The sequence below is a fragment of the Roseimaritima multifibrata genome, from assembly GCF_007741495.1.
Lineage (GTDB): Bacteria > Planctomycetota > Planctomycetia > Pirellulales > Pirellulaceae > Roseimaritima > Roseimaritima multifibrata.
On the sequence record NZ_CP036262.1, the window covers coordinates 3,588,148 to 3,604,324 of the forward strand.

10 protein-coding genes are annotated in these 16,177 nt (G+C 53.9%); 2 read left to right on the plus strand and 8 right to left on the minus strand.

The annotated features are described in order from the left end of the window. Positions 1-122 precede the first annotated feature (122 nt). The 3 genes from FF011L_RS13010 to FF011L_RS13020 all read right to left on the minus strand — a co-directional run bounded on the left by FF011L_RS13010 (position 123) and on the right by FF011L_RS13020 (position 4,880). The gene (locus FF011L_RS13010) at positions 123-3,014 is read right to left on the minus strand and encodes a vWA domain-containing protein (RefSeq protein ID WP_145352077.1); all 2,892 of its coding nucleotides are present in this window, start codon (positions 3,012-3,014) and stop codon (positions 123-125) included. Continuing rightward, positions 3,011-3,565, minus strand: coding sequence for an RNA polymerase sigma factor (locus FF011L_RS13015; RefSeq protein WP_145352078.1), 555 nt, complete (start codon positions 3,563-3,565; stop codon positions 3,011-3,013). The genes FF011L_RS13010 and FF011L_RS13015 overlap by 4 nt, the downstream gene beginning before the upstream one ends. 316 nt (positions 3,566-3,881) lie before the next feature. After that, positions 3,882-4,880, minus strand: a complete 999-nt coding sequence (locus tag FF011L_RS13020; RefSeq protein WP_145352079.1) for a phosphotransferase — start codon at positions 4,878-4,880, stop codon at positions 3,882-3,884. A 308-nt stretch (positions 4,881-5,188) separates the two neighbouring features. Here FF011L_RS13020 and FF011L_RS13025 point away from each other — a divergent pair, with 308 nt between their 5' ends. Continuing rightward, complete coding sequence (locus FF011L_RS13025) at positions 5,189-6,361, plus strand: phosphonoacetaldehyde reductase (protein ID WP_145352080.1); 1,173 nt, start codon at positions 5,189-5,191, stop codon at positions 6,359-6,361. 37 nt (positions 6,362-6,398) lie between these two features. Here FF011L_RS13025 and FF011L_RS13030 read toward each other — a convergent pair whose 3' ends face one another. Further along, positions 6,399-7,550: a prenyltransferase/squalene oxidase repeat-containing protein gene (locus FF011L_RS13030; RefSeq protein ID WP_246109895.1), complete on the minus strand. Its 1,152-nt coding sequence runs from the start codon at positions 7,548-7,550 to the stop codon at positions 6,399-6,401. Between the two features lie 347 nt (positions 7,551-7,897). On the opposite strand from FF011L_RS13030, the gene FF011L_RS13035 reads away from it, so the two are divergent. Then, positions 7,898-9,220, plus strand: a complete 1,323-nt coding sequence (locus tag FF011L_RS13035) for a dipeptidase (RefSeq protein WP_145352081.1) — start codon at positions 7,898-7,900, stop codon at positions 9,218-9,220. Between the two features lie 370 nt (positions 9,221-9,590). On the opposite strand, the gene FF011L_RS13040 is transcribed toward FF011L_RS13035, so the two are convergent. From FF011L_RS13040 to FF011L_RS13055, 4 genes are all read right to left on the minus strand, one after another. Continuing rightward, complete coding sequence (locus FF011L_RS13040; protein WP_145352082.1) at positions 9,591-12,188, minus strand: peroxiredoxin family protein; 2,598 nt, start codon at positions 12,186-12,188, stop codon at positions 9,591-9,593. A 176-nt stretch (positions 12,189-12,364) separates the two neighbouring features. Next, positions 12,365-13,048 (minus strand): DUF4956 domain-containing protein, encoded by a 684-nt coding sequence (locus tag FF011L_RS13045; protein WP_145352083.1) that lies wholly within the window; start codon positions 13,046-13,048, stop codon positions 12,365-12,367. After that, positions 13,041-13,964, minus strand: coding sequence for a polyphosphate polymerase domain-containing protein (locus FF011L_RS13050; RefSeq protein WP_145352084.1), 924 nt, complete (start codon positions 13,962-13,964; stop codon positions 13,041-13,043). The genes FF011L_RS13045 and FF011L_RS13050 overlap by 8 nt, the downstream gene beginning before the upstream one ends. Then, positions 13,961-15,853 carry a CotH kinase family protein gene (locus FF011L_RS13055; RefSeq protein WP_218933183.1) on the minus strand — a complete coding sequence of 631 codons (1,893 nt, stop codon included), beginning with the start codon at positions 15,851-15,853 and terminating at the stop codon, positions 13,961-13,963. Before FF011L_RS13055 ends, FF011L_RS13050 begins: the two co-directional genes overlap by 4 nt. Positions 15,854-16,177 lie beyond the last annotated feature (324 nt).

Below are 16,177 nucleotides of genomic sequence, written 5' to 3' on the forward strand. Positions count from 1 at the left end.
ACGGTCTTACTGCGGAACGGCTGATAAATGGAGCGACCTACCGCCACACTGATTAATGAAGTGTCCTGAGTAGTCGTATGTCCATATTCGCAATCCTTTGGCGTTTAGCGTTTTGCTTTCCGTTACTCTCCGTTTACTTGCCTCGCCTGCTGGATCATCTCTTGCAGTTCGACGACTCGTTTCGTGTCGCGCTGGGGTTCGGGCAATTCGGAGACTAGTTTCGTTAGCGACTTCAGGTCGACGTTCGCGCCCAGGGGATCGCCCTTTAGTTTGGCGGCCAGCAAACTTGCGGCGGTGGCGATCTGCATTGAAGGGGTCGCTTGGTCGGTGTGTGGCGCGTCTGGCTGATACAAGATGGGCCATCGTTTCTCAACCATTTGACCGGAGTTCATGTCGCGGAAACGGACAGAGACCGAACCGACATCTCCCTGACCATCTGGTTTGGCTTCAAACTGATACATCGCCACTCCCGCTTCTTCAGCGGACATCTCGGCCGCGTCGACGCTGTCGTCGCGGAAGTCTTCTTTGTCTAGCAAGTGTTTCTCAAACCCCAGTAACTTGTACCGTCCGACTCGCTGTGGATTGAAGTCGACCTGGACTTTGACGTTCATTGCCGAAGGCCGAAGCGCTCCGGCGAGCTGTCTGGCGAAGCCCTCATCGGCCGATTCCAGATTGTCAAGCAAGTAGTATCGTCCATCGCCCTTCCGAGTCATCGCTTCCAAGACCTCGTCGTTCAAGCCCTCGGCACTGATCCCCGCCGCATCAAATGCGATTCCAAAATTGCGCAGTTCAACAATCTGATTGGACAGCCTCTCGGGGTTGGCGTTCCCTAAGTTGACGGCACCATCGGTCAGCAATACGATTCGATTTTGGGCACCTTCGATCTTTTGCTCCAGTGCCTTCTCTCCGGCAAGCTGAAGAGCCGCTTCGATATTGGTTCCACCTTCACTGGGAAGTGATTCAACCAGTTCCATCAACTGCCCGGCCTGATCGCCTGTAACCTTGTCCGCAAGCAGTCGCGGCTGGCGAGCGAAGCTGATCAATGTAACCTGGTCGATTGGTTTCAGTTGTTGTGCAAGTAGTGTGAATGCTCGCTGGACAGTCTGGTGGCGGTCGTGACGTTCCATCGACCCAGAATTGTCCAGCAGTAGAGTCAACCGCAGCGGAGTGTTGTTGGAACGGCCTGCGGCAGCGGTCCGCATCGCGACTCGCAACAAATTTCTCTGCTGGATAAACGGGTGAACCGATTGCTCAATTTGGCAAGCGATTTTTTCCGATTCACTTGGCAGTGGATCTCCATAGTCAAACGCGTTGACGAATTCTTCGATTCGTACCTTTGATGGTTCAGGCCACTCGCCTTGGGAGAGCGCCGATTGAGCCAACTTAAACGAGACGTCGCTGACATGCAGGGAGAATGTCGACGTCGATTCCTCGTTGGCCAATGTTTCGTTGAGCGCCTTTGGAACGGACGGGATTGGAGATTGCCAAACATTGGATCCTAGGCCATCGAATCGAGTTGGCAGTGTTCCAGCGGCTTGTTTTTCGCTCGCGACATTTGCCGGACTCGGTAGACCAAGGTTAGCTTCCTCTTTGGGGGCGATCGGCAGGCCTGCAACTCGATCGTCTAGTGATTTTGGTTTCGCTTGTTCTTCGGTCAGCTGTCTAAGAACATCACTCTTGAATTCCACTTCAGCGGGCGCTTGTTTTAATGGGGCAGATTTGTTGGCAGCCGCTCCCGCGTAACCCGAAAAGTCCAATGCCAGTAGACTTTCATCGTCTGTGGTAGGTGCAGTTTTGGGGGCGTCCGCCTTATCATTGCCTGCACTCCCCGCGGATGGCGCCGATGGTAGAACGGGAGCTACCGTTTCTCTCGTCGTTCGAAGCGCCGGACGCGCTTGTTGGGGAGATCGATTTAGCGATTCCTCCAGCGGAGTTGGGGGCATGGGCTGACTGCCATTTGCAAATCCTTTCCCGCCCGACATTCCACCTCCCGCACTTCCCGCCACATCCCAAGCCGCATCGGGTGGCGAGGCCGGTTGGTTTTGTTCAGTTTCTCCTCGCTCAAAATGGCGTCTTTGATTTTCGTCGACGCCGAAAGGGTCATCTTCTTTCGCGTTTGGAAATGGTTGGGCGTCTTGATTCTTGGAATCCACAGGGGGCTGGGAGGGACTCTCATTTCGTGTCGGTTGTGGCACAACTGACGAATCAGGCAACCGTCTTTCACGGCCGAATCTCTCTCCGAGAGGAACCGATGCTACGGACGGCGGTAAAGTTTCCCCCGATGGTGTCACGTCAGAAAAGTAGGACATCGAATTTTTGCGATTCGATGCGGGCAGTTGAGTCGTGGCTGCATCAAGTCGTTCCTTGATATCAGGCAGCAAGTTCTCGAGCGGGACATTGTCTTTAGCATCGCGTGACAAATGGTCTAATTCATTGCCAAAAACCGAGTAATCATCTCGATCGTCGGCACGCATTTCTAAACGAACATCCGCTTCGATGGAGGGCACCAAAATCGCATCGGCAGTCTCGGCAGTCTGACGGTTCAGGACACGATCGGAGACAGCGACCTCCGAATCGCTAATCAGCGAAGTGCTTACGAACGCAACGAGTCCGACCGCTGCAATCGATGCGAGGACACCAAAGACGGACGCAACTTTGACCTGCCGCCGACCACGTGCTCCCAAGACGCTCAGCGTGCTATCCGCGGCAGGGGCAGGTATGGGAGGCAGCTGCAGTGGATCCGCTTCGCCGCGAATCACCGCCATCACTTGGTCGCGGCGTTCCAACGGTAGTTTCCAATCATCGCCTGCGTCGATTGAATCATCATCGCGCAAATCATGCAGCAACCCATGAACGTCTTCCATCCGTGCCTTGAACGCCGCTAAGTCGGGCCTCTGCTGCAACAATCGTTCTAGTTGGTCCCGTTCGAAATCGGATGCCTCGTTCAGCACCATCGATACGATGCGAGCTTCTAGATCCGATTCGGTCGAGGGATTGTTTATAGGTTCGTTCATGATTCTTCATCAAGTCCCAGAGGACGCAGTTTGGCTGCTAAGTCTTTCAGAATGTGGTGCAGACGGTAGCCAACGTTGCCGATGGTCAAGCCGGTTTGTTTGCTGATTTCGCGATACTTGAGGCCTTCAAAATATTTGAGTTTGACCAAACGCAAATCATCCTCATTAAGTTCTCTGAGAGTTTCCCGCAGGACTCCGGATGCCTCCATTCTCAGAAGCATCGCCTCGGACGTTTCATCGCTTCCGTCTGCAGATCCGGGATTGCGATCATCCCCCTGTAGAACTTCGCGGCGATTGTCTCGGATATAGTTAAACGCACGATTGCGGACACTGCGGAACAGCCAGTCGCGTGGCGAGTCAACCTTTTCCCAGTGAATGTGCAACTGCAAAAAGACTTCTTGAACGATATCTTCGGCGACGACACGTCGTCCGATCAAAGAGAACGCGTAACGCAGTAGAGGAGTCTCCTGGTCGTCAAATAGCGACTGCAAGGAATGCTCACGCACCCCTTTCGCAGTGGACGATTTGACTCCCGGAGTCGGTTTCAACATAGGTCCTCTTCGCAGCGTCTGGCATTTCTGAATCACAGCGAGCCCTTCCTCTAACAGGAAGTACCGGTGACCGATCCTTTCTTAGAATTTTATCTGAAAAAGGTTAGAAACCGTGATAAAAGCCCTGCGGGTGGCTCAGATACTACGGGAAGTCAAAATAGACGGTGGATAAATGGCCAGCAGTCGTTGCGTCGGCCCTCCGGGCCTTTCGCTGGCAGTGGTTCCTATTTACCGGAGGCTTCACCCTCGCCAGAGATTGCGTCACCCCTTCGGGCCTGGAAACGATGAGGGACTTTTCCCCTCTGACTGTGGAATTTTAAAACGTGGTGTCACCGTCTATCGATTCCAGTTCGTTGGTGACGCTTCGTGAAAGACGGCGGCTGTAGGCGTTTAGTTTTCCGTGTTCGGGGCACCATCCCAGCATGAACCGCGTGAAATCAGCCCAGGCGACAGGGTAGAGCTCTCGCCATTCACGTTCGATATTCCCCGCCGATTCGGTAGATCCGGTTCGCTTCAGTGCTTTGCGAAATTCTGAAAAGTACGTTTCTAGAAAAGTGGATTCGCCGCGTTGGCATTCCGATTCGTCTAGGCAACTTCCGAGAAAGTACGCGACGTCTTTCATCCCGCAGCCGCCGCCGACGTACTGAAAATCGACAGCCGCGATTTGTTGTAGATCCTCGGAGAAGCAAAAATTTGCGACCTTCGCATCGCCATGCACGATGGTCTTGTACCGACATTGATTCAGAATCGTATCAATTGCAGCGGCGTGTGTTTTCAGTTCACCTGGTTGCATCGCCTGCCATTCGTCGGGCCGGGTTGCGAGATGCCAGTACGTCCCAATCGGCCAAAGACCTTTTGGTGGCTGACCGAGAAAGGTCGCGTGGAAATTCGCCAAATAACGGAGCCCCGTTTCCACGCCGTTTCGACGGAGCGATGATTGTCGACGTGGAAAACCGGCTGCGTCTAAGTCTTCCAAGACAAACAGAGACTGCCCCTTTAGAGAACGCGTCGCGTAACATTTCGGGACGCGGCAATAGGAGCCACATCGTTCGGAAAAATCTCGATACCACGCTAATTCGACTTCGTAAGAACGAAGCTTGCGGCGATGGGATTGATCGCTGTTCCAGCCACGCGGATGGTTGGTTTGATCTGGTGGCGAAACCTGTTTGACGATCGCCGACCGGATTGGCAAACCGGCTAACTGCACACGCGCAATCTGCCCATAGCCACTCCAAAGCGACTGTACCAAATCAACTTTCAGTACCCGCTCAGCCCCAGTAGCCGAACAAACGAAATCAGCAACATCACGATTCAAAGGGGCTGGCTCCTTTGTTTGAGTCTGGGACAGGAAGATTAACGGGTGCCTTCCTCCGATGTAAAACAGGGCGCTGATTCTATCAGTTTCATTTCAGAGACAAAGGAGCCTGTCACTTGGTTCTTCGCGAAATCTTCATGTTGAGATTGCGGAAGGTTTTGCCTCCATTTGTTCATTTTGTTAAGTTGCACGCGGACGCGGCGGTTCAGCTTTGGATCGGACTTTGTACTATCATGCAAGACGACCATGTGTGTTCTCTATGGTCGTTTTTTTGCTTTTGATTCATCCTTTGCTTTGATGGTGCGCTGATGGTTTTGGACCCTTCCTCTTCGATTGCGTCTGCAAGTGGTCCGGCCGAATCCATTGATCTGGTTCCTGGATTGGTTGAGACGCGTGGATGCGAACGGTTGTTCTTGGTCCTTGACGAAATGGCCTATCAAGCCTCGGGCGCGAAAGAGCGGCTGGAACCTTTTTTTGAAAAATGTGAAACCGTTCGTTTTGTTGGCTTCGAACCCAATCCGAAACTCTCGGATGTTCGGCGTGGGATTGAAGCATACCAAGCCTTCCGACCAGATATCGTGATCGCGATTGGAGGGGGGACCGCGATCGATTTGGCGAAATTGATTGCGACGTTTGCGGTCGAAGAGGCCGAACCGATGCAGATTATCGATCGCGAAGTCTCTCTACAGGCAAAGCGAGTCCCATTGATTGCGATTCCAACGACTGCCGGAACAGGAAGCGAAGCGACCCATTTTGCAGTGGTTTATGTCGAGGGCAAAAAGTATTCCGTCGCCGACGCCAGTCTGCTGCCTGATATTGCCGTGGTGGATTCCCGATTGACGTCCAGCCTTCCCAAATCGATTACCGCCGCGACCGGATTGGATGCGTTTTGCCAAGCTGTTGAGTCGATTTGGTCCGTCGGTGCTACAGAGGAATCGATGGGCTATGCGACCGAAGCAGTACGTCTGGCCGCTCAGCATCTTGTCCCTGCCAGTTGCGGCCCATCCCCAGACGATCGCAAAGCGATGTCGCTTGCATCACACTTAGCTGGCAAGGCGATCAATCTGACGAAGACAACGGCCTCCCATGCGCTCTCTTACCACCTCACTTCGATGCATGGAATCCCCCACGGCGTCGCGGTAGCCCTCACGCTGGCTCCGATGTTGGCATTTAATGCCGAGGTTGGTGAGGACGATTGCAGCGACCCGCGCGGGGCGGAGCATGTTCAGAAGCGTATTGGCTTGATTCTTGAATTACTGGGGGCTGTCAATGTTGCAGAAGGCTGCCAACGAATTCAAGAAATTCTTCGTGATCTCGATTGCCCTGTGTCGGTAGCGGACGCAGGGATTTGTTCGCAGGATGATTTGGTAGCGGTTGTCGATTCGGTGAATGCCGAGCGTTTGTCAAATAACCCACGCAAAGCTACACGCGAAGACCTGCTGCAGGTTCTGACAATGGACCTTTGCAGCGATAAAATTTAGGAACGTCAATCGCCTTCATTTTTGCAGGCCAGCGATTCTATTCGCCGATCGCCGTAGAAGAGGTTTCGAGCGGCCAATTCGGTAGCTTGCCACAGGCTTGCAACGCAAGAACCGCGTACGCGCTGCCGGTATTGGATATCAGATTTCCGGCGTCGTTAACCGGCGATGGAGTGAACCATTTTCCGCTCTCGCGTTGGTTGGCAAGTATCCAGCCGATTGCCTTTTGAAGACGCGGGTCGTCGGCGGGGATACCCAGTTCCCGACTGATCACAATTACCAATCCGGTCCCGTAGGCGTCGCTGGTATCGGTATCCAGTGGAAGACCGCTATCGCGTTCCAATCCTTTCCAGTCCGTTAGAAAGCCAGCGGTTGACCAACCACCATCCGGTAATTGAAGTGACAGCAGTTCCTTCAATGTTTCGGCTCGCTGCTGGTCGGAGGCAAGCCCTTCGATCCGGACCGAAGCCCAAGCAATCATGGCGCGATGGTGAAGCGATTTTGGTGGGTTGTTAGCAAAATACCCTCGTAGTTTTTCTAATCCTGCTTTCGCCTGTTCGGTTTTCGAGTATCCATCAGGGGCGATACCAACCGTCAGAGCTGCCACGGTGACACCGTAATGATCATCGATTTCCATAGGGGCATAGTCGCAGTCGGGCCAGTTCCAACCACCATCCTCCCGCTGGGCTGTCCACAACATATCGAGAACATCTTTTGCTACGGGGCTCAGCTTTCCCGTTGTTTGAAGATCGTTGAACGTCAATCCAGCGGCGACGACGATCGCCCAGAATCCTTGGTTCTCTGTTGGGCGTTTGTCTTTCCAACGAACCGTGCGGTATTGTTCGAAGAATTGCCGAACCTCTCCTGAATCAGGCTGCACGGACGCAAGTGCGGGGCGAGCAAACATGTAGGGCATGTTCGTATGGCAGGTCACGCACTTTTTCTCTTTCTGCCACGTAAGGGATGCGCGATCAAGATAGATGGCTGCCTGCTTCGCCGAAAATGATTTTGCAAGAGGCTCTTGAGAGGAAATCGCTTCACGTTCTGCCGGTACCGAATCCAAGGTAACAATGTCTTGCCCCACCCCCGTCGATTGCAAACCGTAGGCAAGGAGCAAACATACGAGAATTCGTGGAGAATGATCCGAGGTGAATCGGACGATGCGGTTCGTTAGAAAGGCTGTAAGCATCATGTGTGTCGAATTTCGATGAAGCGGAGGGAGGCAAACGATGTTCGCAGGTGCAGCGGTCAATTTGTTGCGTGAAGCGGTGGTATTGCCCGCCCGGGACTGGTGGAATCATTACCTGCCAGCACAGTGCCCGGACCAGCGGTTCGGGTAAACAAATGACGGTGAACAGACTGTAGAATACCGTTTTCACACCCTGCCTGCTGCGGATCGTCGGATTTGGGCCCCACATTTGTGTTGCGAAAATCCTATCGCCCCGACCTTCATCATGTCGCCGTCATTTGCGGGGCTTGTCTTCCAAGTATTTTGAATCGCATCGGCGATTTTTGTTATTCATATCTAGGTATTCCAACATGATCAATCGACGACAAGCGGTTCAGACCATTGCCGGAGCGTGCACGCTTGCGGTCGCGGCAGGGCAGGGTAGCGCAGCGGAAGCGAGTCCGGGGAACTCCGTTGAAGCACTTCAGTCGCGACTAAATCCTAAGATCCAGGATGCGCGGAACGTGGCGATGAAGATTTTGAATCCCTCAAAAGCTGAATTGGAAAGGGGACTGCAACTGCACGCAGAATCGATTGTCTTTGATTCCTATGGGTTTGGACCTCGAGCGTCCGTCGATGGGGATGTCGTTGCAGCGGCCGTCGATGCGGGCGCATCTGCAGCCGAACTGAAGGACATGCAAGAAGAGATGACGATGACACGGTTCGCAACCGATCCGGTCCAAGAACAGGAATACCGCGAAGCTTGGCGGGCATCGGGCGTTACCTGCGTGTTCAATAACGCAGGGGAAGAGGGGCAAGACCCGATGCGTTTACTTAAGAGATTGGCCCGACATACCTACACGACCGACCTTTTACGCGGCTTCGTATTTAAAGCAGCGGTTCCTGGCGATATTGTTGCGGCCAAGAAAGAAGATCGGCACTGCTATTATCTGACCGGTAACGGCGTCCCCCTGGCTCAGCAGTGGGTGTCGGTCGAAGACGAATTAAAGTACGTGCGAGTCTTCTACCAGTTGGGCATCCGAATGATGCATTTGACCTACCAGCGTCGTAATATGATCGGCGATGGTTGTGGAGAGAAGAGCGATGCCGGTTTAAGCGATTTTGGGCATCGAGCGATCGCCGAAATGAATCGTGTTGGTATCATCCCCGATTGTGCTCACAGCGGATGGAAGACAAGTCTGGAAGCGGCCAAGTCATCTACCAAGCCGATGGTTGCTAGTCACTCAACGTGCAATGCAGTTTACCCTCACTTTCGCAGCAAGCCGGACGAGGTGATTCGGGCGATTGTCGATGGTGGCGGCTATATCGGGATTTGCTGCATCCCGCGTTATCTAGGGAACAGCGGAGACATCAATGCCTTGCTTGATCATGTCGATTACGTGATCAAGAAATTTGGAGCGGATGCGGTTGCCATTGGAACCGACGTCGCATACACCGCCCAGGATTCCGGAACTCAACGGGCAAAGGTCCCGCGTCGTGGAAAGCAGCGGGAGGAGTTTCGCATGCTCTGGCCGAAAGACGATTTTAAGACAACCGGTGCGATGAACGAGAGTATTGCCTGGACCAATTGGCCGCTGTACACCGTTGGCTTAGTCCAGCGTGGACATAGCGACGAGGTTATCCGAAAAGTAATTGGTGGAAACGTGATGCGTGTGATTCAAGATTCGGTGTAGCCGAAAATTTCTTCTATCGGATCCGAAGATGTTACTCACTGAAACTCTCTCACAGAGACTAGCGGAGAACCGCATTTCGATCGCACAAGAGAGTAGCTGCCAGTTGTGAGCCCGCCGGGGCACGCCCGGAAACGGAACTCTTTTCGAAGCCTGCGGGCTAGAGCGTCGACGCAACTAATTCCAACCCGCTGCGTTAGCGAGGGATTACGGACCGTGTTCCCGGTCCCTCGCTTACGCAGCGGGTTGGGATTCTCTGATGCACATCTGCGACCCAACTCGGAAACCGTCACCTATCAATTTCATGTCCCCAGCGAAAGGCGACGACTCCGGTATTCTTGGCGTCGGAGAATCAACGCAAACACCGCGAGGGCTACTTGTTCGCCGAGGCGGTCTTCGGTTCGGGGCCGTTTTGTGGAGTCTTGACGGGATCCGCGTCCGCGGCGGAAGCGTCGGGAGCTGGCAACCAACGCTTGGCTTCGCTTAGAACGAAGTCAGGATCCATGAACGGTTCGTAGCCGATGTCTTGCCAGCGGATACGGCGATCTGCATCGATCAAGAAGGTGCCGTGAAGCGGTTGAGATTCAAAGTCGTCATAAGCGCGGAAGGCCTTGAAAGCTTCATGTTCCGAATCGGCGAGAAGCTGGAATGGGAGTGGGGCACCGTTGTATAGGTCGATCGATTCTTTCAGGTCATCCTGTCCTTGGCTGCTGATGGCGACGATCTGCAGTCCCGCTTCGGCAAATGCGTCCGCTTTGGGAGCAAAGGCTTGAAGTTGTTCAGCGCAGTGCAGGCATCCGGCGCCTAAGTAGAAAATGACAAGGATCGGCTTGCCGGAGTTCTCCTCGATCGTGTGGGGCTTGCCGTCCATGTCGATCAACTTCCAGTCGGAAGCCTTGGAGGGTTGCCAACGGAAAGGACCGAGGGAATCAAGACTCGGACGTTCGCCCAAATCATCGCGGACGGGAGCATCGCCTCGCCAACCCTTCGGTTCACCGACGCGTTCGGAAATCGAATCCATTCGACCGAATAGCGGAGCTGTCGTATCGGCGGCTGAAGCGATGCCGCGAAGTTTCACGATGGACTCTTTCGTTTGCTCCCAATCGCCAGAGAGAAAACATAGTTCGGCCAAGCTGGCGAGTGGATGAACTTCGTTACTGCCCTTGGAAACCTCTTTCTTCATCAGGGCGACCGCTTTGTCTGGATCCCCTGTCCGCAACAGGATCATCGCTTTCAGTGTAGCCGGAATGTTTCGGGAGGCTTTTTCTAGCAGAGAAGAGGCTGCATCAAATTCGTCTTGGGCGACGTGTCGATAGATTTGGACTTCAGCGATCGCCTTTACCAGATCGTTGATCGGAGTCGCGAATGGTTTGCGAGCATCCGACCGTGCTTTTTCGATCGCCTTCTTACGCTCTGCAGCAGCTTTGTCCTCAGCTTTGTCCTCAGCTTTGTCCTCAGCTTTGTCCTCAGCTTTGTCCTCAGCTTTGTCCTCAGCTTTGTCCTCAGCTTTGTCTTCAGCTTTGTCTTCAGCTTTGTCCTCAGCTTTGTCCTCAGCTTTGTCCTCAGCTTTTTTTGCTGCTTCGTCGCCTGCCTTCTTCTGGGCTTCTCGCTTATCTTCCAGTTTGGATTCTAGATCCTGCAAGACTTCTTCGCCTTGCGTGGTCCGGTGGGTCATCCAGGCAGCGGCACCCAATAGACGCAGACGTTCGAGTTGTTCTTTTTCGACTTCGGTTGGTTCAATATATGAGGTTTGGCATAACTGATAGGCTTGCTCCCATAGTTCCCACTGCCGTAGGGTTTCAATCAGGCGTAGCCGTCCGTAACGGGCGCTTCCACGTTTCTCGAGCGTATTGAATTTTGGATGGCGTGGCAGATCGCACATGTTGATCGAAAGGTCGACCGCGTCTCCGACACGTCCGACAAAGTTCAAATTGCGAATTAACCATTCGTTGTTGTGCGCAAAATTATGTATTTGGTCTGGGAGGACTCGATCTCGCATCATGTGAGCATGGTCCACGCGAGCCGAAGCTTCCTGCTGCCAAGCAGCGTCGTTGTAGCGTTTCAACCGGGAGTAGATATGCCCTGGCATGTGCCACATATGTGCAATTCCAGGGGACGACTGACCGCACATTGCCGCGGACTGCAACGCCAACTTCGCTTCCTTGCGATCCCAAAGGTGGATGCGAAAATGGTGAGCCGAATGCAAGGGTTGGGCTGCGAAGACTCGGTCCAATAACCCGTCAACGGCCAAGTAGCTTGGGTTGGGCAGGACGGAGTGGTTCTCATACAACTGCAATGCCAACAGCGCTTTGGCTTCGATATCGTCTGGGAACGCGATCGCAATCGCTTCCAGGTCCTGCGTGTACTTCTCGGCCTGCTTTTTTTTGTCTTCGCTGGTCAAAGCTTTTGGTTTTTCGTCTTCTTCCTTCGCGTCCTCTTTATCCCCTTTTTTCGGACGTCCGAAATTCAAATACTTGTCGAGCGCGTCGATATACATTTGCTCGCGTTTGGTCGCGGAGCCTTTGCGTTCGACAGCTTCGGCAATAAAACCGCGAGCACGGTCTTTGGATTTAAGAGTCGCCAGGGCGGCTCCCCAGTACGCCATGACACAATCCGGATCCTCTTTAGCTGCCTGCCGGAAGGAACGCTCTGATTCCAGATACCAGAAACCGTAGAACTGACCTAAACCCTGCTCAAAAAATGCTTGGGCTTGGGGGCTTTTGGTGGAGACAGGGAAATCGACATGCCCGGTCCCTTCCATCGGATAGGCCGCTTGCCGCGGACCGTCGTTTAGGAAATCGCCATGGTACGAATGTCCGGCCAGAATTTCGTCGGCCGTTTCGTCTGTCTCGGCCCCCTCCGCAGTCGCTTCGATCTTGGTGGTCGGTTCTTTGCCCGGCAGCGAGCCCTGCCATCCAATGCCGATAATGGTGGCTACTAATCCCATAAATCGAATGGAATCGAAGAACATGAGCGAAATCCGTAGGGCAGGCACGTGGAAGGGAGGCCGCTTTCCATGGAAAACGGTAGATACTTGGTTGCCTTCCATTTGTAGGCACAGGTATCTAGGGCCCAGCTTAGGTTTCTTCGCTTCCAATGGCAAGCATTTTGGCTACCCGAAGCAAGATATGCCCCTCTTTTAGACGGCTAAAGTTCCTTGGTTGCGACGGATTCGACGATGGGGAGCGTATTTAACGCCGCCACTAAATCAATGACGTTGCTGTCTGGCAGTAGGACTAGGTGATAGGTGAGTTCCAGGGCGCTTCCTCGCCGACTGGTTTCTGCGGAGACCAGTTGAAGGTTCTGCGTGAACCTTTCGATCTCGGATTCCCAGCCATCGGTTGCACTAAGGCCGACCTGCAAATTCAATCGCCACGTTGCTGGCTTTTTCCCAGGTTCCGTGGTTTTCTTCAATGTGGGATGCGATGAGGCGCGATTGATTTGGGTTGCTAGTCCAACGACTACCAAACCGAGTCCTGAAACCCAGTATTGGCCAGCGCCGACCGCCATGCCAACAACAACGGCTGCAAGCACAAACGCGACGTCTCGAGTTTCCGACATCGCGGTTCGGAAACGAACGATCGACAACGCTCCGACCAAGCTGAACGCTCGAGCTACATTGTCACCAATGATTTGAGTCACCATCGCAATGAGGATGCTCATCAGGATCAAGGTTAAGGTCAGCGTGTCGTTTGTACCGGGGGCTTGATTGCGACGAGCGATCCAGGCAACGACGCACCCGCACAACCAAGCCAGTATCAACCGAGTGAGCAATACCTGGAGCGAAGGATCGACCTGGGTATCGGTAACGTTTGTGAGCCAATCAGGCATTTGCCATTCGTCCCTTGTTTGCTAGTGGCCGGCCGGATGCCAGTGGTTCATTTGTTAGCGTCTCCGATTGATGCAGTGACCGGCAGACGATCCCCGACCGGAATTTTGAGAATCCGGTTGCTGGAATAGGGAACGTCCGGAGCAATTTTTTAAACAAAGCGGGCATCTGGTTGTTGAACTTCAGTTCCAAAATTTCATGCTCGCCGATTGCCAAGTCTTGGCGTGCGCCGCCGGTCGATACTTTCCAGTCATCGACCGGTCCGGTAGACATGTGACTGTCGATGGTTAGACGCAGATTTTCTCCGTTCAGCATCGAAGTCCTCGCAAACCTTCGATAACCGATTTGGACCGCTGGTTGTAAGCGTCGCTCCGCGATGCGTTTCAGGAACCAATCACCACACCAAGGATCGGCCGCGGTTTCCTCTGAAAAGACCTGGGCGGTGTTCGTCAGAGCCTCCATAGAGTTTGACGCCAGCGTGCCACGCGGTTCGCTGGTAGGTTTCGGACGTGTCACATTGCTCAATGGGCCATTGGCATTCTGAAGGTCGATTGCCTTAGGGGAAGCGAATTCCGGTGCAGACAAACGAGCCAGTAAATCGGATTCAAACACCGCAGTTCGATTTTTGCGAACGATCTGCTTTTTCTTGCGTTTGGTTTCCACCCATAGGGTTTGCTCGTTTCCATATCTCCGGATTCGATGTTTGGCAAGCCCGATCACGCGTGTGCGATGAAACAGGTCAAGTTCCGGAGTGTCCAGATAGAGCGTTCGAATATCATAGGAATCGCTTTCCGCTGCATTGCAGTTTTCGTCGACGCCAAGGTGGTCTCTCGCCCAATCTTTCACTTGAGCGGACATATCCGCATCGAGCTGAAACTTCATCTCGATGCGTTGGATGGTCGGTTTTGAGTGAGTCATTTTGCCTCCATGTTCAACAGAAACTCGCGACGTTGGTCGAAGAACGTTTTCAGGTTCATGGAACCGTGTCCTCCGCGAGCTTCCGGGGCTTTGGCCTCGGTGGTCGGCGGTGAGGTTGCTTCGACGAATGCTTCGTATGTCCCCAGTTTGCGGGTCCCTGCTTTGACTTCGTCGTCAATCAATTCGACCGCTTGATTTACAAACGGTTCGATCGACGTCCAGTCGAGATCGTTTTCCGCCAGTTCACGAATGTTGTTCAGGTATTGCTGACGGTATTTGGGAACAGCCAACACCTTGCTTCGTAGCGGTTTGGTCGGATCGTCCATTCCGATGAGTGGATCGAGTCCCACTGGGGAGGTTGCCGTTGCGGGAGGCGCCGCGTCGGGCCTAGCTTCACGATTTTGTTCCGGACCGCGTCCGCGACCGCCTGGTCCACGCCCGCCCATTCCGGGGCCCCCTGCAGCTCGAAACGCTTCGTTCATGTCGTGGGGGATGAAGTGGAATTTGTCCTTTTCGTCCAAGTAGATGCTGTAGTCGCTTGCTCGAACCCAGTACCCATCGGAGTTAATCAGACCGTTGTCAAGCGCTAAGAACCACAGCAAGCCATCGACATTACAGATCGGTTCAAGGGCGGCTGGCAATTCGCTGGCTGGAGTTTCTTCTAAGACACGGCAGAGTTCGATCAGTTTTTTCAGGGACTTTTTGCCGCCCGACTTTTGTTCATAAGGATGTTGGTAGTTCGCAGGATCTTCCCCGCGATAGTCCAATCCGCCGCCGCCGCGTGGGGAGCCACTAACTTTCCAGCGAGCTCCTTTGGTGGTTTCAAAGTTTGCTTTGATAAAATCCTTATTGAATTGTTCGACGTTAGTGTAGATGCCCCAGTTTTCACCGTTGATAACCACACGGACGAAGTTCGCTTTGGGCGCTGGGACGTGCTTTCGGGCGATGTGCGAGTAGAGGACTGTGCTCATCAGAGAATCGTCACTGCTTCCGTTAAGCAGGTTGAGGGTTTTGTATCCCTGCAACCGTTGGTCTTCGTCCGCCATGTCGGTCGAAATATTCAGCGATCGTTTGTGTCCGGCTTGCACCATTCCATAGGAAGATGCTCCGCGGAAGTGAATGCCAACGTTCGGGTAGGTTTTGCCGTCCACCGTCAAGGTTGCAGCGACGTCGATATCGGTTCCGTGAAAATCTTCTAGCTCTGCTTCCCAGTCTGCATTTTCAAAATCAAGAAAGATTGTTCGCAGAACACTGACGTCATACAGGTCACCTTCCACCGGCGCAACCGATGCTTTATCGATTTCAATTCCCTTGGTGGCAGGTGGACGGTCGCCGCCGCGTCCTGGTCCGCCTGGTCCGCCTGGACCACCACGTCCGCCTCGTCCTGGCCCACGGCCAAATCCGGGGCCACGATCACCCGGAGGCCCAAATCCTTCGCGCCGTCCAAAGTCTCGTGGCGGGCCGTCAGCTTCCGGTCCGTCGCCCGGCCTAGGGCCTTCAGGACGATCGAATCCGGGAGGGGGGCCAAATCCAGGGCCGCCAAATCCGCCGGGGCGTCCAGCTCTTTCGGGACGATCTTCTGCTCTTTCGCCTTCAGGTGGATCAAGACCAGGAGGCGGCCCAAATCCAGGGCCGCCTAGTCCTCCAAAACCCCCGGGGCCACCAGGCCCACCAGGAGGTCCGCCAAAGCCTCGCCGTTCCTGAGGGTTCTCTTTGATGAAGGCACGCGCCTGTTGGCGTTCTTCGGAATTTAGCCATCCATTTTTATCACTGTCGAATTGGTCCAGCAGCTCGCGATCTTCACCTCCCATCCCGGGAGGTTGAGCCAAAGTGAATGGGGCTGTCGCAACTATAAAACAGGCGGCGTAGAAACCCGAGCGTATCGACATTGGCTGCATCTCGCAGAGGGGGAAAGAAACAAACTGCTATTGAATTAGTTGCCGAGTGGCAGAGAATCCGCCGCCGAGAATCAAGATTTTTTTCCAAATTCCCCTCGGCGCTACACCTAATCGATAGAGTGCGTCCCTGGGGGAATGAGCCGAGGGAGAAAAGGCAGTCGCTCGGGATGTGAAATCGGTTCTTTGAGGTGGTGCCGTTCTACCCGCGCTCCGGCGAGTGCAGCAAAATACAAGCACAAAGCGCAAGCGATGCACAAAATGCTAGACGGCGCGGGCTCAATTTGATCGCTTGCGAGTCTGTTCCGAATACTCGCT